The sequence below is a fragment of the Thioalkalivibrio sp. ALJ2 genome, assembly GCF_000378325.1.
Taxonomy (GTDB): Bacteria; Pseudomonadota; Gammaproteobacteria; order Ectothiorhodospirales; family Ectothiorhodospiraceae; genus Thioalkalivibrio.
The window spans coordinates 135,817-159,129 of sequence record NZ_KB899559.1; the positions used below are offsets into that span (position 1 = coordinate 135,817).

At 65.6% G+C, this 23,313-nt stretch carries 19 protein-coding genes and 1 tRNA gene; 5 read left to right on the top strand and 15 right to left on the bottom strand.

The features are described from left to right. Positions 1–13: 13 nt before the first annotated feature. Together F468_RS0112090 and F468_RS0112095 are read left to right on the top strand one after the other, a co-directional pair. Positions 14–505 (top strand): histidine phosphatase family protein, encoded by a 492-nt coding sequence (locus tag F468_RS0112090; RefSeq protein WP_018995255.1) that lies wholly within the window; start codon positions 14–16, stop codon positions 503–505. After that, the gene (locus F468_RS0112095; RefSeq protein WP_018995256.1) at positions 506–2,011 is read left to right on the top strand and encodes an exopolyphosphatase; all 1,506 of its coding nucleotides are present in this window, start codon (positions 506–508) and stop codon (positions 2,009–2,011) included. On the opposite strand, the gene ppk1 is transcribed toward F468_RS0112095, so the two are convergent. The 4 genes from ppk1 to F468_RS0112115 all read right to left on the bottom strand — a co-directional run bounded on the left by ppk1 (position 2,004) and on the right by F468_RS0112115 (position 6,938). After that, positions 2,004–4,076 (bottom strand): polyphosphate kinase 1, encoded by a 2,073-nt coding sequence (gene ppk1, locus F468_RS0112100; protein ID WP_018995257.1) that lies wholly within the window; start codon positions 4,074–4,076, stop codon positions 2,004–2,006. The two genes, F468_RS0112095 and ppk1, sit on opposite strands and share 8 nt — an antisense overlap. Before the next feature lie 76 nt (positions 4,077–4,152). Next, positions 4,153–5,067 (bottom strand): ornithine carbamoyltransferase, encoded by a 915-nt coding sequence (gene argF / locus F468_RS0112105; RefSeq protein WP_018995258.1) that lies wholly within the window; start codon positions 5,065–5,067, stop codon positions 4,153–4,155. Next, a complete protein-coding gene (locus F468_RS0112110; RefSeq protein ID WP_018995259.1) occupies positions 5,064–6,260 on the bottom strand; it encodes an acetylornithine transaminase in 1,197 nt (398 codons plus the stop codon). The genes argF and F468_RS0112110 overlap by 4 nt, the downstream gene beginning before the upstream one ends. A gap of 96 nt (positions 6,261–6,356) precedes the next feature. Further along, positions 6,357–6,938, bottom strand: a complete 582-nt coding sequence (locus F468_RS0112115; protein ID WP_018174486.1) for a superoxide dismutase — start codon at positions 6,936–6,938, stop codon at positions 6,357–6,359. Positions 6,939–7,105: 167 nt separating this feature from the next. Here F468_RS0112115 and F468_RS0112120 point away from each other — a divergent pair, with 167 nt between their 5' ends. Both F468_RS0112120 and F468_RS0112125 read left to right on the top strand, forming a co-directional pair. Next, a complete protein-coding gene (locus F468_RS0112120; protein ID WP_018995260.1) occupies positions 7,106–8,635 on the top strand; it encodes a DASS family sodium-coupled anion symporter in 1,530 nt (509 codons plus the stop codon). 131 nt (positions 8,636–8,766) lie between these two features. Beyond that, positions 8,767–10,677 (top strand): methyl-accepting chemotaxis protein, encoded by a 1,911-nt coding sequence (locus F468_RS0112125; RefSeq protein WP_018139124.1) that lies wholly within the window; start codon positions 8,767–8,769, stop codon positions 10,675–10,677. A gap of 63 nt (positions 10,678–10,740) precedes the next feature. On the opposite strand, the gene F468_RS0112130 is transcribed toward F468_RS0112125, so the two are convergent. From F468_RS0112130 to F468_RS0112180, 11 genes are all read right to left on the bottom strand, one after another. After that, entirely contained in the window at positions 10,741–11,610 is an 870-nt protein-coding gene (locus F468_RS0112130; RefSeq protein WP_018995261.1) for an amidohydrolase family protein, read from the bottom strand. Positions 11,611–11,690: 80 nt separating this feature from the next. After that, positions 11,691–12,134, bottom strand: coding sequence for a glutathione S-transferase N-terminal domain-containing protein (locus F468_RS0112135; protein WP_018139122.1), 444 nt, complete (start codon positions 12,132–12,134; stop codon positions 11,691–11,693). A gap of 60 nt (positions 12,135–12,194) precedes the next feature. After that, positions 12,195–12,761 carry a DsrE family protein gene (locus F468_RS0112140; protein WP_018995262.1) on the bottom strand — a complete coding sequence of 189 codons (567 nt, stop codon included), beginning with the start codon at positions 12,759–12,761 and terminating at the stop codon, positions 12,195–12,197. A gap of 92 nt (positions 12,762–12,853) precedes the next feature. Further along, on the bottom strand, positions 12,854–13,576 hold the full coding sequence (phoU, locus tag F468_RS0112145; protein WP_012982363.1) for a phosphate signaling complex protein PhoU: 723 nt from the start codon (positions 13,574–13,576) through the stop codon (positions 12,854–12,856). A 26-nt stretch (positions 13,577–13,602) separates the two neighbouring features. Beyond that, entirely contained in the window at positions 13,603–14,433 is an 831-nt protein-coding gene (gene pstB / locus F468_RS0112150; RefSeq protein ID WP_018139120.1) for a phosphate ABC transporter ATP-binding protein PstB, read from the bottom strand. 217 nt (positions 14,434–14,650) lie between these two features. Beyond that, a complete protein-coding gene (gene pstA, locus F468_RS0112155) occupies positions 14,651–16,318 on the bottom strand; it encodes a phosphate ABC transporter permease PstA (protein ID WP_018995263.1) in 1,668 nt (555 codons plus the stop codon). A gap of 10 nt (positions 16,319–16,328) precedes the next feature. Continuing rightward, positions 16,329–18,599: an ABC transporter permease subunit gene (locus F468_RS0112160; protein WP_018995264.1), complete on the bottom strand. Its 2,271-nt coding sequence runs from the start codon at positions 18,597–18,599 to the stop codon at positions 16,329–16,331. Positions 18,600–18,808: 209 nt separating this feature from the next. Further along, complete coding sequence (locus F468_RS0112165; protein WP_018993584.1) at positions 18,809–19,783, bottom strand: PstS family phosphate ABC transporter substrate-binding protein; 975 nt, start codon at positions 19,781–19,783, stop codon at positions 18,809–18,811. A 123-nt stretch (positions 19,784–19,906) separates the two neighbouring features. Continuing rightward, positions 19,907–21,229 carry a phosphate regulon sensor histidine kinase PhoR gene (phoR, locus tag F468_RS0112170; protein ID WP_018995265.1) on the bottom strand — a complete coding sequence of 441 codons (1,323 nt, stop codon included), beginning with the start codon at positions 21,227–21,229 and terminating at the stop codon, positions 19,907–19,909. A 45-nt stretch (positions 21,230–21,274) separates the two neighbouring features. Further along, positions 21,275–21,964 (bottom strand): phosphate regulon transcriptional regulator PhoB, encoded by a 690-nt coding sequence (phoB, locus tag F468_RS0112175; RefSeq protein ID WP_018995266.1) that lies wholly within the window; start codon positions 21,962–21,964, stop codon positions 21,275–21,277. Positions 21,965–22,076: 112 nt separating this feature from the next. Further along, positions 22,077–22,880 carry an MBL fold metallo-hydrolase gene (locus F468_RS0112180; RefSeq protein ID WP_038049255.1) on the bottom strand — a complete coding sequence of 268 codons (804 nt, stop codon included), beginning with the start codon at positions 22,878–22,880 and terminating at the stop codon, positions 22,077–22,079. A gap of 356 nt (positions 22,881–23,236) precedes the next feature. Between F468_RS0112180 and F468_RS0112185 the strand changes: the two genes are divergently transcribed. After that, positions 23,237–23,312, top strand: a tRNA-Ala gene (locus F468_RS0112185). Position 23,313: the final 1 nt, after the last annotated feature.

The following is a 23,313-nucleotide window of genomic DNA, read 5'->3' on the forward strand; positions in this document are numbered from 1 at the left end:
GAGCCCGCGTCTCGTGCTGGTCCGCCACGCCCAGGCGGGCAACGCAGGGGAGTGGGAAGGTGCCGATCGGGATCGGCCGTTGAGCGAGGCCGGCCAGGTGAGCGCTCGGCGCATGGCCGCCTCGCTGACCGGTTTGCTTTCCGGGCATGTGGAACTGCTAACCAGCCCTTACCTGCGTGCGCGTCAAACGGCGTCACCCATCGCCGAAGGACTGGGCGTCCCGGTGCGCCAGAAGAAATGGCTGGCACCCGGACAGGTGGCCGGCGTGGAACTGGAGGCCCTGGCGGCGCGCCTGCCGGCCGACGGCAGTCTGGTGGTGGTCGGTCATGAGCCGGACCTCTCTTCGCTGGCCGGGCGCCTGATGGGCTGCCCGGCGGGGGCTTCCGGGGTACATATGGGCAAGGGTTCGGTCTGCGCCCTGGGAGGCGGCCTGCCCGGTCCCATGCAATTGCTCTGGCTGTTGCCCCGCCGGGTGCTGGAGGGTCTCTCGGGAGAACATGGCTAGATGAGTACGGACGGGCAGAGTGAGAGCGAGACCGTCGCGGCGGTCGATCTGGGGTCCAACAGCTTTCACATGATCGTGGCCCGGCGTCATGACGGTGAGGTCCTGAAGATGGACCGGCTGAAGGAAACGGTGCGACTGGCCAGTGGTCTGGATGCCCGCGGTCGCTTGGATGCAACCGTCGAACGCCGCGCACTGGACTGCCTCGAGCGATTCGGCCAGCGACTGCGCCAGCTACGCCAGGGCAGTGTGCGCGTCGTGGGCACCAATACCCTGCGCCAGATGGCCGACAGTCACCGTTTTCTGGCCGCTGCGGAGCGGGCCCTCGGGCATCCAGTGGAGATTATTGCCGGGCGCGAGGAGGCCCGGCTGATCTATCTGGGCGTGGCCCACACGCTCGCGGATGACGAGGGGCGGCGGCTGGTGATGGACATCGGCGGTGGCAGCACCGAATTCATCATTGGCGAGCGCTTCCGGCCCATCCTCGCCGAGAGCCTGGAGATGGGCTGTGTGACCTTCACCCAGAGGCACTTCTCCGATGGCCGCCTGACACCCCGGGCGTTTGCCGCCGCCGAGCTGCATGCCGGCCAGGAGCTGCAGCCGATCGCCTCCATCTATCGCGAGGCCGGGTGGGACCAGGCGCTGGGGGCCTCCGGCACGATCCTGGCACTGGACCGTATTGTGCGCGAGACCGGCATCGACGAGGCACCGGGCATGACGCTTGACGCGTTGCGCACCCTGCGCCAACGCATGATCGAGGTTGGGCGTCTGGACAAGCTGGAGCTGCCAGGGCTGGCCGAGGACCGGGTGCCGGTGATTGCGGGCGGGCTGGCGGTGCTGATCGGGGCGTTCGAGGCGCTGGGGATCGAGCGGCTGCATCCTTCCGATGGCGCGTTGCGCGAGGGAGTGATCCACGATCTGCTGGGACGCTTTCGGCACGAGGATGTCCGTGGCCTGACGATTGAAAACCTGCGCCGCCGTTTTGCCGTCGACGAGGCCCAGGCCGCGCGGGTACAGGCCATGGCCGCGCGACTGCTGGGGGCCGTCCGGGCCCGCTGGGGGCTGGACGAGAACGACGGCGAGCGCCTGGACTGGGCGGCTGAGCTGCACGAGGTGGGACTGGCGCTCGCGCACAGCAAGTACCACAAGCACGGCGAATACATCCTCAACTGGGCCGATCTGCCGGGGTTCTCGCAGCCCGAGCAGCACGAGCTGGCGCTGCTGGTGCGCCTGCACCGCCGCGCGTTCAAGCCGAAGCTGCTCAATGACGTACGTCAGGCCCGGGTCGAGCCCCTGCTGCGTCTGGCCAGTCTGCTGCGACTGGCGGTGCTGCTGCATCGCGCGCGTGCGCCGGAGCCCCCGCCGTTGGAGCGGGTCGAGGCGCGCGAGCGCGGGCTGGTGCTGGGCTTTGCCGCTGGCTGGCTGGATGCGCATCCGCTCACGCGGGCCGATCTGGAGGAGGAGGCCGGGCAGTGGGCGCGCCACGACCTGGAGCTGGTCGTCAGCTAGCGAGCGTCTTGAGCAACTGTTGCTGTGCCGAATGGGGCGGCTCGTCGGCAACCGGTTGGACCCGCTGATAACTCCCGTCGACCTGCAGGGCCCATGCGCTGGCGGTATCCCGCAGGTAGTTGAACAGACACTCTTCCGCGACACGGTCGCGCATGGCGGTATCGCGGATCGGAAAGGCGACCTCCACCCGTCGGAAGAAATTGCGGGGCATCCAGTCGGCGCTGGACAGATACAGCTCGGGCTCGCCCCCGTTCTCGAAATAGAACACCCGAGAGTGCTCGAGAAACCGGCCGAGCACCGAGCGCACTTCGATGTTCTCGGAGATGCCCGGCACGCCCGGGCGCAGGCTGCAGATGCCGCGCACGATCAGCTGAATCTTCACGCCCGCCTGCGATGCGCGATAAAGCGCCTGGATGATGCCGGTCTCGTTCAGCGAGTTCATGCGTGCGACGATCCGCGCAGGCCGGCCTTCGCGGGCGTTCTCGGCCTCGCGTTCGATCTTCTCGCACATCGCATCGTGCAGACGGAAAGGCGCCTGGATCAGCTCGCGCAGGCGTTCCACCTTGCCAAGGCCCGTGAGCTGCTGAAACACGCGATGGACGTCCTCGGTGACTACTGGATCGGCCGTCAGCAGGCCGTAATCGGTATAGGCCTTGGCGGTGCCCGAGTGGTAGTTGCCCGTGCCCAGGTGGGCGTAGCGCACGAGCTTGTCGCCGTTACGGCGCACCACCAGGGCGAGCTTTGCGTGGGTCTTGTAGCCGACCACGCCATAGGTCACATGCACGCCCGCATCCTGCATGCGGTTGGCCAGCTCGATATTGTCCGCCTCGTCAAAGCGGGCGCGCAGCTCGATCACGACGGTCACTTCCTTGCCCGATTGCGCGGCCTCGATCAGCGTTTCCACCAGTGGCGACTGGGTGCCCGTGCGATAAAGCGTCTGCTTGATCGCCAGCACGCGCGGGTCGCTGGCGGCCTGGCGCAGGAAATCCACCACCGGCATGAACGACTGGTAGGGGTGGTGCAGCAGCAGGTCCTGCTGGCGGATGGCCGCGAAGATGCTTTCACCGCTGGCATCCGTGCGCGGCAGGGCGGGGATGAACGGGGGAAACTTGAGGTCGGGCCGGTCGACCAGGTCGTACACGGCCATCATCCGGTTCAGGTTGACCAGACCGGTGACCTGGTAGAGGTCGTCCGCCTCCAGATGAAATTCCTGCAGCAGGAACTGCGCGACTTCTTCCGGGCAGTTGTCCGCGACCTCCAGGCGAACGCCCGCGCCGTAGTTGCGCTGGGGTAGTTCGCCTTCCAGCGCGTTCAGCAGGTCGTCGATCTCCTCTTCCTGAACGAACAAATCAGAGTTGCGGGTCAGCCGGAACTGGTAGCAGCCGGTGACCTTCATGCCCTTGAACAGCTCGTCGACGTGGGCGTGCAGGATGGACGACAACAGCACGAAATCGGAATCGCCGCTGGCCACCTCGCGGGGGAGCTTCACCAGGCGCGGGAGCGACCGTGGTGCCTGGACCACCGCGCGCCCGGATTCCCGCCCGAATGCGTCCTTGCCCTTGAGCGTGACGATGAAGTTCAGGCTTTTGTTCAGGATGCGCGGAAACGGGTGCGCGGGGTCGAGCCCGATCGGGCTGAGGACGGGCTGCAGCTGCTCGTGAAAAAACTGGCGTACCCAGGCCTTCTGCTGCTCGCTCCAGTGCGAGCGCCGCACGAAATGGATGCCTTCCTCGGCCAGCGCCGGGATCAGTTCGTCGTTGAGCGCGCGATACTGATCGTCCACTAGGGCGTGCGCCCGGGGCGCGATCAGGCGCAGCTGTTCCGCCGCGGACAGGCCGTCCGGCCCCGGCGCCTGGACGTTCAGGTCGAGCTGCTGGCGCAGCGAGCCCACGCGGACCTCGAAGAACTCGTCGAGGTTGGTGGACGAGATGCTCAGGTAGCGCAACCGCTCCAGCAGGGGAAAGCCCGGGTCGCGTGCCAGTTCCAGCACGCGCCGGTTGAATTCCAGCAGTGACAGCTCGCGGTTGAGGAAGAGCTCGGTATCGGTCACGTCGGCATCCGGCATGCACGACTCGGGGCAAGGGTGGGGCCCCGAGTGTAGGTGTGCATTATGTCAGTTTCGTGACAGGTCCTGTTCTGGATCAGCTGCCGCGGGTCAGCAGGAACTCCATCAGGGCCTTCTGCGCGTGCAGCCGGTTTTCCGCCTCGTCCCAGACCACGCTTTGTGGGCCTTCGAGGACCTCGGTGGAGACCTCTTCCTCGCGGTGCGCGGGCAGGCAGTGCATGAACAGGGCGTCGTCGTTGGCCAGACGCATCAGGTCGGCGTCCACGAAGAACCCGGCAAAGGCCCGGCGGCGGGCGCTCTTTTCCTGCTCCTGCCCCATGCTGGCCCAGACGTCGGTGACGACGAGGTCGGCACCCTCGGCCGCCGCGCGCGCATCGCGGGTCAGTTCGAAATGGTCGCGCGTGGCATCCACGACGTCCTCTTCCGGGTCGTAGCCCTCGGGACAGGCCGCCACCAGATGGAAGTCCAGCAGGTGCGCGGCATACATGTAGCTGTGGCACATGTTGTTGCCGTCGCCAATCCAGGCCACGCGCTTGCCCCGGATGTCGCCCCGGTGTTCGAGATAGGTCTGCAGGTCAGCCAGCAGCTGCGCGGGGTGCTCCCGGTCGGTCAGGCCATTGATCACGGGGACCGAGGAGTGCTGGGCGAACAGTTCGATCTTCTCGTGTTCGTAGGTGCGGATCATCACGCAGTCCACCATGCGCGAGAGCACACGGGCCGTGTCCTCGATCGGCTCGCCGCGGCCCAGCTGGGTGTCGCGCGGGGACAGGAACAGGGCGTTGCCGCCCAGTTGCTGCATGCCGACCTCGAACGAGACACGCGTGCGGGTCGAGGACTTCTCGAAGATCATCCCCAGCGTCTTGCCGCGCAGGATGTCGTCGTGGTGCTCGCCCGCGTGAGTCTGGCGCTTCAGTTCGACGGCACGTTCGAGCAGGGCGCGTGTCTCGTTTGCGGACAGGTCGTGGAACGACAGGTAATGGCGGGGCTTCATGCCTGGGCCTCCCGGGAATCTTCGGATACGAGCAGGGTGTCGACCAGATCGGCCACGGTGCTGGCGATCTGGTCGACCTGGGCGTCGTCCACGATCAGTGGTGGCAGTAGCCGGATCACCCGCTGCGCGGTCACGTTGAGGATTAGCCCTGCGTCGAGGGCGGCCTGAACCAGTGTTCCGGCCGGGCGATCCAGCTCGATGCCGATCATCAGCCCGCGTCCGCGCACGGCGACCACCCCCGGTTTGTCCTCGAGCCGGTCAGCCAGGCGGCGGCGGAGGATCTCGCCCTGTCGCCCCGCTTCCTCGCACAGGCCCTCGTCCTGCATCACGTCCAGCACGGCCAGGGCCGCCCGGCAGACCAGGGGATTGCCACCGAAGGTGGTGCCGTGGGTGCCGGGGGTGAACAGGCCGGATGCGCGTCCGGCTACCAGGTTTGCCCCGATCGGGATGCCGTTGCCCAGGCCTTTTGCGAGTGATATCACATCGGGCGTGATGCCTTCATGCTGGAAGGCGAACCAGTGTCCGGTGCGGCCGATCCCGGCCTGGATCTCGTCCAGCATCAGCAGCCAGTCGTGCTGGTCAGCCAGTTCGCGCAGGCGCCGCAGGTATCCGGGCGGGGGTACGTGGATGCCGCCTTCACCGGTGATGGGTTCGACCAGGATGGCGACCACGTCCGGATCGTTGCTCAGGGCCGCGACGGCCTCGGCATCGCCATGGGGGACGTGCACGAAGCCCTCGACAAGGGGTTCGAATCCGGCATGGATCTTTTCGTTGCCGGTGGCCGACAGCGTCGCGAGCGTGCGCCCGTGGAAGCTGCCGTGCATCACGATGACCTTCGGCTTCGCGATGCCGCGGCGGCGGGCATGCAGCCGGGCCAGCTTGATGGCCGCTTCGTTGGCCTCGGCGCCAGAGTTGCAGAAAAAGGCCTGCTCCATCTGTGCCAGCGCGCACAGGCGTCGCGCGAGCTGTTCCTGCAAGGGGATGCGGAACAGGTTCGATGTATGTACCAGCGTCTGAGTCTGATCGCAGATCGCATGCGCCACTTTCGGGTGGGCGTGTCCAAGGCCGCAGACCGCGATGCCGGACAGGGCATCGAGGTAGCGTTTGCCCTCGGTATCCCAGAGCCAGGCGCCTTCCCCCCGTTCGAAGGCAACCGGCAGCCGGCTGTAGGTATTCTGCAGGACATCACTCATTAGCAAAGCTCTCCCAAATGAAGAAGCCGGCGAGCGAGCCGCCGGCTTCTGCCCAGGGTGCCGCACTGGGGCGGCCCCCAATCGCGTTATCGCGACTTATTTCATCTGCTGGGCGACAAAATCCCAGTTCACCACGCTCCAGAAGTTCTCCAGATACTTCGGGCGCGCGTTGCGGTAGTCGATGTAGTAGGCATGTTCCCAGACATCGCAGGTCAGCAGCGGGGTCTTGCCATCACGCATCGGATTGGCCGCGTTGGAGGTGTTCACGATCTCCACCGAGCCGTCGCTATTCTGCACCAGCCAGGTCCAGCCGGAGCCGAAATTGGCGACCGCGGCCTCGTTGAACTTCTCCTTGAAGCCATCAAACGAGCCAAAGGCGCTGTTGATCGCGTCGGCCACCTTGCCGGACGGCTCGCCGCCGGCGTCCGGGCCCATGCAGTTGAAGTAGAAGGTGTGGTTCCAGACCTGGGCGCCGTTGTTGAAGATGCCGCCGGCCGGGGCCTTCTTGATGATGTCCTCCAGCGAGGCATTCTCGAACTCGGAGCCGGGCAGCAGGCCGTTCAGCTTGGTCACGTAAGTCGCGTGGTGCTTGTCGTGATGGTATTCCAGCGTCTCGGCGGAGATGTGCGGCTCCAGCGCGTTCTTGGCATAGGGCAGATCGGGCAGTTCGTAGGCCATGAAAGACTCCTTGTAAGAAAACATGCGAGACTGCGGCTGGCCGACCATTGGTGGCCGCGCCAGTAAACCCGTCAACGATAGTCACGTTGCTCGGGTGATGCAATTTCCGATGATGCGGCTTGGTTATCGTTCAGCCAACGTTTGCGGAAGTGTGAAGGAGCCACGGCATGTCCGCGCACGATGCCGATCGACAATCGGACGGCGCCCCCTCGTCGGTGGGTGCGAACCCCTCGCGCAGTGCCTACGCCTGGCGCGGGCGCATTGGGCTTTTCCTGGGCCCGCTCCTGATGCTCGCGTTCCTGGTTCTTCCAGCTCCAGAAGGCGTTGCACGCGAGGCATGGTGGGTGCTCGGGTTGACCCTTTTTATGGCGACCTGGTGGATTACCGAGGCCTTGCCACTACCCGTAACGGCGTTGCTGCCGATTGCCCTGTTGCCGCTGCTCGGCGTGATGCCGATGGACGCGGCCACCGCGCCCTACGCCAATCCCATCATCTTTCTGTTCATGGGCGGTTTTGCGATCGCGCTGGCGGTACAGCGCTGGGGACTCCACCAGCGGATTGCGCTCGCGATCGTCAGCCGGGCGGGGGATCGCCTGCATCGCCTGGTCGGGGCCTTCATGCTGGCCACGGCGGGGCTGTCGATGTGGGTCAGCAACACAGCCACTGCTGCGCTGATGTTGCCGATCGCCCTGTCCGTTCTGGCGCTGATGGATCGTGATACGCACATCTCGGGTAACGGCCTCGGCGCCGATTCGCGCCGCCCCGCACTGGCGCTTCTGCTGGGGATCGCCTTTGCCGCCAATATCGGGGGCATGGCGACGATCATCGGCTCTCCGCCGAACGCGCTGACCGCCGCCTATCTGGGCGACCGGCATGGCATCGAGATCGGTTTTGTGCAGTGGATGATGCTGGGCCTGCCCCTGGCCACCGCGTTGCTGCTGCTGGCCTGGTGGTTGCTGACGCGCTGGGTCTTCCCGGTTCATCGAGTACGCCTGCAGGGGTTGCAGGCGATGATGGACCAGCAGCGCGCCGAGGTCGGGGTCTGGTCTCGGGCCGAATACCGGGTCGCCGGCGTCTTCCTGCTGGTAGCGCTGGCGTGGCTGTCGCGCCCCTTTCTGGAAGGTCTCCTGCCGATTCATCTGACGGATGCCGGGATTGCCGTCCTGGGGGCCGGGCTGCTGTTCCTGCTGCCCTCGGGCGCAGCAGACCAGCGCCGGCTGCTGGCCTGGGACAATACGCGCGAGCTCCCCTGGGGGGTGCTGCTGCTGGTCGGCGGTGGTCTCAGCCTGGGTTCGGCCATCGAGGCGAGCGGCCTGGCGGAGCTGGCCGCCGAGGGCCTGGGCGCCGCCCAGGCATGGCCGCTGCTGCTGATCATTGCCGGGGCCGTGGTGGTGACCATGTTGCTGTCGCATGTGACCAGCAACACAGCCACCGCTGCCACGCTGCTGCCGCTGGTGGCTGCGCTGGCGATGCGCATGGATATTCCCGTCGTGCTCCTCGCGATCCCCGTGGCCTTTGCCGCCTCCGTGGCCTTCATGTTGCCGGTCGCGACCCCGCCCAACGCGATCGTGTTCGCCAGCAACCGGCTGCGGGTGATCGACATGATCCGTGGCGGGGCGCTGCTCTCCCTGGTGGCAATTGCCATGATTACGCTTGCGGTCTACGCCCTGGCGGAGGCCATCCTGATGCAGGGCTAGGCCTGTCTCCCGGCCTTTCCGGCTTCCTGTGATATCCCTCAAGTTTTATGCTTCGCCGCCGCTATCGACGGTGAACTGCCGCAGCAAGGATGCCGCTGGCCCGCAAAGCCTTATTGGGGAGAGTCTTCAACATGTTCGATAACATCCGAATCGGGGTCCGGCTGATGGTCGGGATTATCACGGTGGTGCTGCTGGCCGTGATCCTGACACTCGTAGTCGTGATGAACAGCCTGGGCACCATGGCCGATCGTGCCGAACAGCGCGAGCTGACCGATCTGGCCGCGCAGCTTGTCGGTCGTCTGGACCAGGAGGCCGCGCGCGCGACCGCGATGGCAGAGACCGTGGCGAAAATCCCCGACGTGCAAGAGGCGATGGCGACGGGCGATCGCGAGCGTCTGGCCGAGATGACCGTTCCCAGCTTTGAATCGCTGAACGAGCACTACGGGGTGGACCAGTATCAGTTCCATACCCCCCCGGCCACTTCGTTCCTGCGCGTCCACTCCCCCGACAACCACGGCGATGACCTGTCCGACTTCCGGCAGACCGTGGTCGACACGAACGACAAGCGCAACGCGATCTCGGGGCTGGAAGAAGGCGTGGCGGGTCTCGGGATCCGCGGGGTGGTACCCATCGAGCACAACGGCGACCACGTCGGCTCCGTGGAATTCGGCCTGTCGTTTGGTGACAGCTTCTTTGAAGAGTTCACCCAAGAAACGGATTCGCCGGTTGCCCTCTACCTGCGTGATGGTCGGTCGTTCAACCGCTTTGGCGGTACGATCAGTGGCGAGTCCACCTTCAGCGATGCCGAGATGCGCGAGGTCATGGAGGGCGAGGAGCTGGTGCGAAACGTGACCTATGAAGGCACCCCGATGGCCGTGGTCGCGCGTCCCGTTACGGATTTCTCCGGTGACGTGGTCGGCGTGCTGGAGGTCATGGTGGACCGCAGCGCGTATGTCGCGATGGCGCGCAACGCGACCGGCACGGTGGTGGCGGTTGGCGTGGTTGCCGTGGCGCTTGGTGCCCTCCTGGCCTGGCTCCTGACCCGAAGCATCGTTCGTCCCCTGAATCGCACGGTGGCCCGGCTGAACGATATCGCGGGAGGCGAGGGCGATCTGACCCGTTCGCTGGAGGTCTCTGGCAAGAACGAACTCGGAGAGCTGGCGGAGGCGTTCAACAACTTCGTCAAGAAGATCCGTGGCCTCGTATCCACGGTCGCGGCCGGTGGCGATCAGGTTGCCGCAGCGGCGAACGAGCTGTCTGCGACCAGCGAGGAGACCAACGAGCAGGTGCGGCGACAGAAGTCGGAGATCGATCAGGTCGCCACGGCCATGAACGAGATGACGGCAACGGTGCAGGAGGTGGCCCGCAATGCAGCGGATGCCGCCGCCGCGGCACAGAACACCGACCAGGACGCCAACGAGGGTCAGCAGGTGGTGCAGCGTACCGTGGCTGCGATCAACGCGTTGTCGCAGCAGGTGGATGGCGCCGCCGAGGTGGTCAGCCGCCTGTCGCAGGATGCCGAGGAGATCAACAAGGTCCTGGAAGTCATCGGCGATATCGCCGATCAGACCAACCTGCTGGCGCTGAATGCGGCGATCGAGGCGGCGCGTGCGGGCGAACAGGGCCGCGGTTTCGCGGTGGTTGCCGACGAGGTGCGTACCCTGGCCAGCCGCACGCAGGACTCGACCCACGAGATCCAGCAGATGATCGAGCGGGTGCAAAGCGGTACCCGCGAGGCGGTGCAGGCGATGGAAGATGGCCGTTCCAAGGCGCACCAGAGCGTGGAGCAGGTCAATCTCGCGGGCGAATCGCTGACCGCGATCACGCAGTCGGTCACGCGCATCAGCGACATGAATACGCAGATCGCCAGTGCCGCCGAGGAGCAGTCGACGGTGGCCGAGGAGATCAACCGCAACGTCGCCAATGTCACCGAGGTGCTGGATCAGACCGCGGCCGGATCGGAACAGATCCGCAATGCCTCCGAGGAGCTGTCCAAGCTGGCCTCGGAACAGCAGCAGCGGGTGGGTCAGTTCAAGGTATAAGCCCCGAGCCAGCTGACGCCAAGCCCGGGACCGGAGACGGTCCCGGGCTTTTTTGTGGCCGGCTTACTGGCTCTCGGTGGGCGGAAACAGGCGCTCGCCGTTCTCCCGGGCGATCATGCGCTGGACGTTCGCGGGTAGCTGCTCGAGCCAGGCCCGGGTGCTGTCCTTCAGCACCGTGAAGTGCTCCCAGCGGGCCAGGCTGAAGGTGTCATTGCCGATCAGGAAGCGACCCGGATAGTCGAGGAACAGCTCGAACCAGTCGGCGTCGATGATGCCCCCGGGATTGATGCGCGGGTTGCGCATGGAGACATCCATGACCATGTTCGGATGCCGCTCCAGGTAGTCACGAACCAGTGGCGGGTAGGCATAGGAACCGGCGTGCGCCCAGAGGATGCGTACCTCGGGCTGGACGGCGTAGGCATGGTCGATCACGGCAGGGTCGCCATGGATCACGATCCACAGATCCCGCTCGACTGCCAGTGCCAGCAGGTCCTCGAAGCCGCGGGCAAATCGGTCATCGGCCTGTATGTGCAGCTCCCCGATCCCGCGCCACTGGACCTGGCTTCGGTCGAGTATGGTCTCGACCTGTTCCCGCAGGCCGTCCTCGTGCATCCAGTCCATCTTGCGCCCCAGGCGCTGGGAGATCTCGAGAAACGGGACGATGCGCGCATCCACCTCCGGTTCCAGCGCTTCGATCAGTTTCGAGCGCGGGGACATGATGATCGCGGACTGGATTGAATTTTCTTGCAGCGTGCGCGCGACGGCCTCCGGCGGGAAGTGTTCCATCTGCCGGTCGCGGTAGTGCAGGTGGGCATCGAACAGGGGTTCAAGTGCCTGGGCAGAGGCTCCGCCAAGCAGTGAGCCGAGCAGCAGGGTCGCAGCCGGAAGAATGAACAGACGGGGCAGTCTTCGAGGGCGGTTCAGGGCAGCCATCCAGCGGGTTCCTCGGGTACGGGAACCCCAATCTTATACCGTGCTGTGCCGACAGTCCCCGAGTCGGTGGCCTGTCGCGGTCAGGCGCGGGAGTCCCCGGACACCGCGGCATCTCCGGAGCTACCGTCCGGGCGGTTCGGGTCAAAGCGCTCGCGCAGGTATTCGCCGATCGCATCCGACTCGTACAGCCAGCGTACCTGGCCGTCCGGTTCCTCGATGCGCAGGCAGGGCACCTGCAGCTTGCCGCCCTCGGTCTGCAGCTCCTCGCGGTGAGGGCCGGCCGCCTGGGCATTGCGCAACTCGATGTCGAGCGACAGCCGCTGCATGGTACGGCGGGCCCGGATGCAGAACGGGCAGGCCGGGAAATGGTAAAGCGCGAGGTGGCGCGTCTGTTCGTCAACGCGGGCCTGGTCGGCGGGGTCGCGTTCGATGCCGCGCGGGCGCGACAGGCGCTCGCCAATCAGCATAAACGGCGTGAGGATCAGGCGTACGCCGCGGAAAAACCATCGGATCAGAAATCGCATGCGCGAAAGGATGCCACAAGCCCCCTGGCGGGTGACAGAGCCCGCATCGGGCGTGGCACGTCACGGCTGGCCGAAGTCGAACTCCCAGGGGTCTTCCGCCGGGGCGTCCAGCAGGGACGGACGCAGGCGGATCACGGTGTAGCCTGCGGCCTCCAGGTCATCCAGCCGGTCCGGTGCGGCCGTGGCCACCTCGACATGCTCGGGGAAGGCATCGGGCTCGAGATCGCGCCAGCCGGCGAAGGTCCCGCAGACCACGACGTTGACGCCGTCATCCATCACCAAAGACTCGATCTCGGCGTGGAGCGAGCCATGCGCCACGGCCTCGGCGCGGGTGAGAGTGAACTGCTCCGCTCCGTGGGTGACGACCGCAATCGGCAGGTCCGGGTCGCGCTGGCGCAGCACCCGGATGTTCGCTTGAATCTCGGGCAGCAGGGCACTCAAGGCAGCGCGGTCGTTCTCGACGATCTCGAATGCCACCCCATCGGGGAGTTCGTCCTGCGTGAGCAGTGCCTCGACCTCCGAGGAGGGCGAGGCCTCTTTCGGGGCGTCCGCACCAGCCAGACTACCAACGGTTGTGAGCAGTGTCAGGCCGGTCAGGGCCAACAACGTCGGGATGAAACGCGGCATCGGGTACCAGGGGTCAGGGCATGGGTGTGCTGAACCCTATTTTGGGCCTGATTGCCGGGTCGGTGTCTACTCGGCCCGGGTTTGTCGCTTTCCTAGTGGCGATCCCCCGTGGCCTCGGCCGCCATCTGGTCGTAGCTGGTGTGGCGGACGTTCTTGCCCTTCACGAAGTACACCACGTACTCGCAGATGTTCCGCGCTCGGTCGCCGATCCGCTCCAGCGATCGGGTCGCCCACACGATGTCCATCAGACGCGGCACGGCATCGGGGGAGGCGGTCATCTGTTTCATCAGCTTGTGCGTGATGGCCTCGTAGAGGCTGTCGATCTGGATGTCCTGCTGTGCGACCCGCACCGCCTGCTCGGTGTCCATGCGCGCGAACGCATCGAGCACGCCGCGCGTCATCTCGCGCACGAGCTGGCCCATCTTCGCGATCTCGTCCATCGGTGCCTCGCGGCGGTCGGAGTCCAGCAGTTGCAAGCCCATGCGGCCCACACGCTCGGCCTCGTCGCCCATGCGTTCCAGGTCGGTGATGGTCTTGATCACCGCGATCACCAGACGCAGGTCGGAGGCCGTGGGCTGGCGACGGGCGAGGATGTGGGTGCATTCCTCGTCGATCTCGACCTCGAGCGCGTTGACCTTGTAGTCGGAGGTCATCACGGTCTCCGCCAGCGCGGTGTCGCCCTCGACCATCGCGGTCACCGCATCGCCGAGCTGCTGCTCGACCAGGCCGCCCATGGTCATCACCTTCTTGATGATGTCCTCCAGCTCGGCATTGAACTGCTGGGAGATGTGCTGCTTGAAAAAGCTCTTGTCCATGATCCGGACTCCTGATCCGAAATGGCCTAACCGAAGCGGCCGGTGATGTAGTCCTCGGTCTGCTTCTTGGCAGGCGAGGTGAACAGGGTGTCGGTGTCGGCGTATTCGATCAGCTCGCCCATGTACATGAAGGCGGTGTAGTCGGACACGCGTGCGGCCTGCTGCATGTTGTGGGTGACGATGACCAGCGTGTAATCCTTCTTCAGCTCGATCATCAACTCCTCGATCTTCAGCGTGGCCAGCGGGTCCAGCGCGGAGCAGGGCTCGTCCAGCAGCAGGACCTCGGGGTCGATCGCGATCGCGCGGGCGATCACCAGACGCTGCTGCTGACCGCCGGACAGGCCAAAGGCGTTCTCGTGCAGGCGATCCTTGACCTCGTCCCACAGCGCGGCACGCTTGAGCGACTTTTCCACCACCTCGTCCAGGCGTCGGCGATTCTTCACGCCCTGCAGCCGCAGGCCGTAGGCCACGTTCTCGTAGATGGACTTCGGGAACGGGTTGGGCTTCTGGAACACCATGCCGACGCGGCGGCGCAGCTCCGGCACGTCCACGGCCTTTTCGTAGATGTCGTCGCCGTCGAGCCGGATCGTCCCCTCGATGCGGGCGGCATCGATCAGGTCGTTCATGCGGTTGAAACAGCGCAGGAACGTGGACTTGCCGCAGCCGGACGGGCCGATGAATGCCGTGATCCGGTTCTTCGGGATCTGGATGTCGATGCCCTTCAGGGCCTGATCCTCACCATAGAACAGCTTCAGGTCCTCGGCGGTCAGGCAGATCTCCTCACTGGAGAGCCGCAGGCCGCGGTCGGGTCGGTCGCCTTGCGTCACGTTGACGGCGTGGGTAGCGGTGTCACTCATCTCGGGTACTCCATGGGAAACAGGGTTCGACGCATCCCGTCCTCGCGACGGTTCGGAAAAGCACCGTCATCGCGAGCGCCGCAGGCGCGTGGCGATCTCCGTGGGCCGGCCCCGACGCGACCCCGGGCAGGCGTCGGGGTGGCGGCGGGAGGTTGCCGCGGCCCCTTCGGGGCCTCGCAATGACGGTGTTTGCGGGAGGCGTTGTGCATCGGGCAACTCAGTCGCTGTCGGCGCGGTATTTCTCGCGCAGGTAGTTGCGGATCGAGATCGCGGTCAGGTTGAGCACGATGATCAGCATTACCAGCACCAGGGCGGTGGCGTAGACCAGCGGGCGGCCGGCCTCGACGTTCGGGCTCTGGAAGCCGACGTCGAAGATATGGAAGCCCAGGTGCATGAACGCGCGGTCCAGGTGCAGATAGGGGAAGTTGCCATCCAGCGGCAGGGTCGGCGCCAGCTTGACCACGCCGACCAGCATCAGCGGCGCCACCTCGCCCGCGGCACGCGCCACGGCCAGGATCAGCCCGGTCATCATCGCCGGGGCCGACAGCGGCACGATCAGGCGCCACAGGGTCTCGGCCTTGGTCGCGCCCAGTGCCAGCGAGCCGTGGCGGATGCTGGCGCCGATCCGGGTCAGGCCTTCCTCGGTGGAGACGATCACCACCGGCAGCGTCAGTAGCGCGAGTGTGAGCGAGGCCCAGATGATCGCGGGCGAGCCGAAGGTCGGCGAGGGCAGGGCATCGCGGAAGAAGATCTGGTCGATGTTGCCGCCAATCAGGTACACGAAGAAGCCTAGCCCGAACACGCCGAACACGATCGACGGCACCCCGGCGAGGTTGTTCACCGAGATACGGATGGTGCGCACCAGTGGGCCCTGCTTCGCATATTCGCGCAGGTAGATCGCGGCGAGCACGCCGAACGGGGTGACGACGATGGACATCAGGATGACCATCAGCACGGTGCCGAAGATCGCCGGCAGGATGCCGCCCTCGGTGTTGGCCTCGCGCGGGAAGCCGGTCATGAAGTCCCAGAAGGCGACGACATAGTGGCGCAGCTTGGCCGGCACGCTCATGTCGTTCGGCCACCAGGCATTCACGATGCGTGACAGCGGGATGGTCGCGTGCTGCCCGTCGGCGGTCTCCAGCACGATCGCAAAGCGGGCCAGTTCGTCGCGCAGGGCGTTGCGTTCGGCCTCCAGTTCGGCGTAGCGGGCGTCCAGCTCCGCGCGCTCGGCGTCCAGCTCCTCCTGGCGCTGGCCGCGCTCCTCCAGCGACAGCTCTTCGGCACGCTCGACGCCGCGCTGGGCGATGCGCAGGCGCTCGAGCTCGAAGTTCACCCGGCCGATCTCGATACGCTCGATGCGCTCGATCTGTTGAACCAGCTCGCGGGTCTGCGGCATGCGTTCCTCGAACGCGGTTCGCGCCTCGCCACCCTCGGCGACCGTTTCGCCGTCTTCCTGGTATTCGCGGATGTAGCCGTAGAAATCGCCCCACTGCAGACGCTCCAGCACCACCACGTCGCGCGGGCGTTCCCATTCGGACATGAAGTCGTCCAGGTACCACTGGAAGTCGCGGCTGTCGAGGTCACGGTTGCCGCGCTTGATCAGGTGGCGGACCACGATGTCCTGGCCTTCCGGCACGGTGAATCCAGCGTCGCGCATGGCCTGGGCGGTCATGGTCTCCGAGCGTTGCAGCTCACCCATGACGCGCCGGGGTTCGGAGTCCTGCTCTGTCTGGTATTCGAACTCGATGACCTCCGAGGGCCAGAAGAACGAGAGGCCGTTCACGGCGATCATCAGGATCAGGCCGAAGACCATCACCAGCGAGGCAGCGACCGCTCCGGCATTCAGCCAGATCCACGGGGTGCCGGATTTGAACCAACGATTCATCGGGTATGCCTCAAAGGGAGCTGTATTTCTGGCGCAGGCGCTGGCGCACGATCTCGGCGACCGTGTTTACCGCAAAGGTCAGCGCGAACAGGACCAGGGCGGCCAGGAACAGGATGCGGAAGTGGGTACTGCCGACTGCGGCCTCCGGCATCTCCACCGCGATGTTCGCGGAGAGCGTGCGCATGCCCTCGAAGATGTTGAAGTTGACCACCGGGGAGTTGCCGGTCGCCATCAGCACGATCATGGTCTCGCCCACCGCGCGGCCGAAGCCGATCATCACCGCGGAGAAGATCCCGGGGCTGGCGGTCAGCAGCACCACGCGCACCACGGTCTGCCACGGGGTCGCGCCCAGGGCCAGCGAGCCCTGGGTCAGGTGCCTGGGCACGTTGAAGACCGCGTCCTCGGAGATCGAGTAGATGGTCGGGATGACCGCGAAGCCCATCGCGATGCCGATCACGAGCGCATTGCGCTGGTCATAGGTGATGCCCTGGTCGGTCAGCCACTGGCGGGCATCGCCACCGAACATCCAGACCTCGATCAGCGGGCTCATGGAGACCGAGAACCAGCCGATGACCAGGATCACCGGGATCAGGATCGCGGCCTCCCAGCCCGCGGGCACGAGGTTGCGCAGGTTCTCCGGCAGCACCCGTGTCCACAGGAACGCGGCGACCAGCATTCCCAGTGGTATCAGGATCAGGATGCTGGCGACGGCCGGCAGGTTGGCCTCGATAAACGGGGCGAGCCACAGCCCGGCGAGGAAGCCGAGGATGACCGTCGGCAGCGCCTCCATCAGCTCGATCGAGGGCTTGGTGATGCTGCGCATGCGCCGCGACATGAAGTAGGCGCTATAGATCGCCCCCATGATCGCCAGCGGGGTGGCGAACAGCATCGCGTAGAACGCGGCCTTGATGGTGCCGATGGTCAGGGGCACCAGCGAGAATTTCGGCTCGAACTCGTCGGTGGCCGAGGACGACTGCCAGACGTAGTCACCCCCGGAGCGCCCCTCGTACCAGACCTTCTGCCACAGCACGTGGAAGGAGACCTCCGGGTGCGGGTTGGACAGGTCCTGCAGGTGCCAGGTCTCGTCGTCGTCGATCCCGATCAGCAGGCGGTTGCGCGGGTCGACATACACCCGGTGCAGCGGCTGGTCGGTGATCTGGCGTTCGATCAGGGTCCTTTGCGAAGTGGAGTAGTGGATCTTGACCTCGCCGCGGTCGTCGGCGGTCAGGAAGCCCTTGCGGATGTATTCCGGCTGGGTGTTGCGGATCGGACCGGCATGCGACGGGAAATCGCGCACCCGGGTGATGCGGTTCACGTTGTCGTCGTCGCGCACCAGCATGTACTGCGCGACCGTGCCGTCGGAGCCGCCGACGACGATGGACACCGTACCCAGCAGGTACTCCAGCGAGGTGACCTCGGCAGCGTCGCCGCGGATCACGCGCTTGCTGTCGACCAGGCTGGCGCGCGAGGGGTTGTTGATGTCGAAGAAATGCAGCTGCCCCTGGTCGTCGCCGACCAGCATGTGGCGGCCGGTGATATCCAGCAGGATGCGGGTCGGCGTGGCGCCATCCGGGAGCGAGGGCAGGTCGTAGGCGGAGCGTCGGACCTCGGTCTCGCCGGTCATCATCGAGGTGCGTTTCTCGAAGCGCACCAGCTTGAGATCGCCATTTTCCGTCGCAGCGGCGACGCGGATGCCGCTGGAGCCGCGCTGTATGCCGACCACCGAGATCGCGCGGCCGTCGTCGTCCACGTCCAGCAGTGCGGAGTCTTCGTCCCCCAGGGGGTACACCAGGCCCGGGTCGTACAGACGGCCTTCGGGACTGAAACGCTCGTTGTATTCGTACTCGATGGCCAGTACCTGCCCATTGTCCAGGCCCGCGGCCACCAGGCGCGTGCGCGGCTCGGCCGCGCTGAAGCTGGTGACCTGCACATCCTCCGGGATCGGTAGCGACTCTTCTTTCACGATGTCGCCGCTGTAGGGGCGGAAGAAGAGGGCGCGTCGGTCTTCGGTCAGGCGAACCGCCATCTCGCGATGGCGGTTCACCGCCAGGTGGATGGTCTGCGTGTTGGCGCCGCCTGGAGCCGCGTATTCTGTGCGCGGCTCCAGGGTCGCGCCCTGGAACATGGGCAGTGTCTCGCTGGCGAGATACACGAACATCAGGGTCAGTGCACCAACCACGGCCACACCGAAAAAGCCGATGGTGTAACGGGCGGTGCGGTCCTTGGTGCGGCGCCAGCGCTGGAAGCGGCCGAGCGTCGAGGTGGCGGAGAGGCTGGACATTCAGGGTCCCCTGATGCGGCGGGTGTAGGGTGCAACTGGCCGGCATGCTACGGCCGCTTCATGACAGAAACGTGACAGCCATGTGACGGACCGTTGAACGCTGTATTGCGGGTCGAGCGGGCGGGCAGCAAGAGGCGGGCACAAAAAAAACCGGGCCCCGCGAGGGACCCGGTTCGGGCCATCCGGAGATGGCCGGCGCGAGGCCTGGGTTATTCCAGACCGAGGTTCTTGCGCTCGCGTTCGGCCACGGCGGCCGGCAGCGGGATGAACCCGTCACGCACCACGACTTCCTGGCCTTCCTTCGACAGCACCATCTTCAGGAACTCGGCCGCGCGCGGGGTCAGGCCGTCTTCCGGGTGCTTGTTGACCATCACGTAGAGGAAGCGGGCCAGCGGGTAGTCGCCGGAGGAGGCGTTGTCCGCGTTCGGCTCGTAGTACTCGCCCTCGTTCTCGCCCAGCGGGACGGCGCGAACACCGGAGGTCATGTAGCCGATGCCGGAGTAGCCAATGCCGTTCAGCGACTCGGAGACACCCTGGACCACCGAGGCGGAACCGGGCTGTTCATTGACCGAATCCTTGAAGTCACCATCGCACAGGGCGTGCTGGCGGAAGAAGCCATAGGTGCCGGAGACCGCGTTACGGCTGTAGAGCGTAATGTCGCGGTTTTCCCAGGAACCGTCGAGGCCGACCTGGCCCCAGCGCGTAATATCCTCGGCCCCACCGCAGCGGCGGGTGGAGGAGAAGATCGCATCGGTCTGTTCGAGGGTCAGGCCCTCGATCGGGTTGTCGCGGTTCACGTACACCGCGATGGTGTCGATCGCGACCGGGACGGCGGTCATTTCGTAGCCGTGGCGCTCTTCGAACTCGGCATGCTCGCTGTCACGCGGCATGCGCGACATCGGGCCGAAGTCGGCGGTGCCCTCGGTCAGGGCCGGCGGCGCGGTGGAGGTGCCGGCACCCTGGATCTGGACGTTGACGTTCGGGTAGAAGTTCTGGAACTCCTCGGCCCACAGCGTCATCAGGTTGTTCAGGGTGTCGGAGCCGATGCTCGACAGGTTGCCGGAAATCCCGGAGACCGCCTCGTAGGCCGGGATGTCGGCATCGACTTCGGCGGAGGCGGTAAACGGCGTAACGGCCATTGCGGTGGCGGTGGCCAGGGCCAGAATGCTGCGCTTCAACAACATGGGAATCTCCCCTTGAATGGAATTCTTGCAAGGTCACTTCAAGCGACCTTGGAGGGGGATTATGCGGAGCCGCGTTGACGCTCCTGTGACGGGGACATGACAGCCGTGTGACATCGCAGGGCGTTAGTTTTTGGCGGGCTCGGTGGGCTTGGTGCGGGTGATCGAGAGGGGGAACAGGCAGGTGAAGCGCGTGCCGCGACCGAGCTGGCTGTCGATCTCCAGGTGGCCGCCGTGTCGCGCGAGCACATGTTTGACGATGGCCAGTCCGAGCCCGGTTCCGCCGCGGCGCTGGTCGCGGCCGGCGTCCACCCGGTAGAAGCGTTCGGTCAGGCGGTGCAGGTGATGACGGGCGATCCCCGGTCCCTCGTCGATTACGCTGAGTCGCGCGCCGTCCGGGTCGGATTTCCAGCGGACCTCGATGCGGGTGCCCGCAGGGGTGTACTTGATCGCATTGAAGATGAGATTGGCGAAGGCCGAGCGCAGTTCGTTCTCGGTCCCCTGCAATTCGAGCCCGTCCTGCGCTTGGATCTCGATACGGTGGCGCTGGTCGCCGGAGAGCAGTTCCGCCTCGCCTTTCAGCGTGTCCAGCATGGCCCCGACGTCGACCCATTGTGGCGGGCCCTGCGGGCTGCCGGTCTCCAGGCGGGAGAGGGTCAGCAGGTCGTCGACCAGCAGCTTCATGCGTTCGGACTGCTCGCGCAGCAGCTGGACCGAGCGCGCCTTGTCCGGCTGGTCCGCCAGTTCGTCTTCCAGCGTTTCCACAACTCCGTACAGTACGGTCAACGGCGTGCGCAGCTCGTGCGAGACATTCGCAATGAAGTCGCGCCGCATCACTTCCAGGCGGTGCAGGTGCGTGGTGTCCCGCGCCAGCAGCAGGAATTGCGCATCGCCATAGGGCACCAGACGGAACTCCAGCTGCTGGTCGTCGTGCAGCGGGGAGGGCGTGGTCACGCTGCCCGGCGTGGTGCGCGCGCTCTCCATGAACGTGATGAATGCCGGATAGCGCAGCAGGTGGGTAATGCGCTGGCCCTCATCCTCCGGCCAGTTCAGTCCCAGCAGCCGGGTGGCCATCTCGTTCAGCCACTCGATGCGCAGATCGTCATTCAGGACCACGACTGCATCCGGCATCGCCCGTGCCGAGTCGCGGTAGCGCTCGAGGTACTGGCGCAGCCGGTGGACGCGATGTTCGTGGCGCCGGCGTCGGCGGTAGAGATGGTCGAAGGCCAGCCCCCAAAGCCCGCGCACATCCGGTGGTTCGCTGCGCCCACCCTGACGCAGCCAGCGTTCCAGCAACAACAGGTGCGAGAGGTTCCAGAACAGCGCCGCCCCCAGCAGGAACGCGATCGTGGCCCAGAACTGCCCCATGCTCCAGCCGAGCAGCGCGATCGGGACACCGACCAGCAGGGTTCCCGCGATGACACCGGGCCAGGGGTTGCGTGATTGCATCGGACGACCGAGTGGGGTGATTGGAGCTCGCGGCGCCAGCCGCGGTCAGGGAGTCTGCGAGAAACGGTACCCCGATCCGCGTACGGTTTGCACGAGGTGGTCATGCCCGGTCAGCGCCAGCGCCTTGCGCAGGCGCCGGATATGCACGTCCACGGTGCGTTCCTCGACGTACACATTGGTGCCCCAGACCTGGTCCAGCAACTGGCCGCGGGTGAATACGCGGTCCTGGTGGGTCATGAAGAAGTGCAGGAGGTTGTATTCGGTCGGGCCCATCGACAGGGCCTCGCCGTTGCCGCTCACGCGGTGCGAGACCGGTTCCAGACGCAGACCCTCGACTTCCACCGGCTCTTCGCTGGTGATCGGCGCGGTACGCCGCAGCACCGCCTTTATGCGGGCAACCAGTTCGCGTGGCGAGAACGGTTTGGTCACGTAGTCGTCTGCACCCACATCCAGCCCGCGCACGCGGTCTTCTTCTTCGCCGCGGGCCGTCAGCATGATGATCGGGATGTCCTTGGTGAGCGGGCTGGCCTTTAGCGTGCGCGCCCAATCGAGGCCGCTCGTGTCCGGCAGCATCCAGTCGAGCAGGATCAGATCGGGGGGATCTTCCAGCAGCAGGGCCTTGGCAGTGCGCACATCGCCCGCCTCGCGCACCGCGTATCCGGCCTTGTGCAACGGCAGCTGGAGCATTTCGCGGATTGCGGTGTCATCCTCGACCAGCAGTATCTTTACAGCCATGACCCATTCCCGAGTTCAGGATGCCCTGCATTAGATAACAGAGATGTTACAGCCGTGTGACGGTGAGGGAACGGGAATGGCCGGATGCAGGCCGGGCGTTGCGGCTGAGAGCCTATCCGACCTTGAGGGCCCGGTTCTGGGCATGCAGTTCGAACCGCTCGCTGCCTTCCAGTAGCACCATCCGGCTCGCATGCCGCGACTGCTGGAGCTGCCGGCGGATGGCGGATTCATGTCCGGGCTTCAGGTGTGTGATGGCGATCCGTGGCTGGTGATGGAGCGCCTCCAGGTCGTCCGCAAGACGATGCGGGGTGTAATGCTTGGCCAGCTCGGCCATGCCGTCCATTTCGTCCGGCAGCCCGGACTCGATCATCAACAAGTCCAGATAGGGCAGGGTATTCAAGGCATCCCACAGGGCCCCGGAAGACGAGGTGTCTCCGGTGAACGCGAAGCCCATGCCGTCGTTGTGCATCACGCCGTACCCCACGGCGGGCACCGTATGCAGCGCAGGCAGGATATGAATCTCGCGCGATCCGATCATTACCTGCTGCCCCGGCTGAATCGCCTGAAACTGCAGCAGGGGCCGCTCGGGAGAGGGGAGACAGGTGAAGTCGGGCCAGATCACCCAGTTGAACACATGCTCGCGCAGGGCCTGCAGGGTGGCCGGTAGCGCATGGATCTGGATGGGGGGCGCGTCCGGTGAATACACCATGTCCGCGAGCATCGGCAGAAATCCGATGTGGTCGAGGTGCGAATGGGTCAGAAATACGTGACGGACCTTTTGTAATTCGCCCAGAGTCAGGTCACCGACCCCACTGCCGGCGTCGATCAGGATATCTTCGTCGATCAGAATCGATGTCGTGCGACGGTTGGGGCCGATGCCGCCACTAGCGCCCAATATGCGGACAGAGAGACTCATTCCGGATCGGACTGCAGCTGAAAGTTGTGAATGTCTCGGCAGACCATGCGGCAGAGACGCCTCCTTGAAGAGACGGTAGCTACGACGGATTTCCGACGTACTTCTAACATACATTAAGACTAGATCAGGTCTAAGCGTGTCTGACGTGACCTGCACCACGAAAATGGCACGTGTGGTCGGACAACGGCTGAAAAAGGTGCTAGGCATCGCGTTTTCCACCCGATTCCGGGCCCGTGCTGGCACCCGGGATGGGCGAGGAACGCCGCTTGGTCAGCCTGGGCAAGGGCGACGGGCAGGGATTACGCGACTGTCTCTTCCCGCGCTCGTCGGGAGTTGGTAGAATGCGCGCCTTGATTGGGGCGGTAGCTCAGCTGGGAGAGCGTCGCGTTCGCAATGCGAAGGTCGGGAGTTCGATCCTCCTCCGCTCCACCAA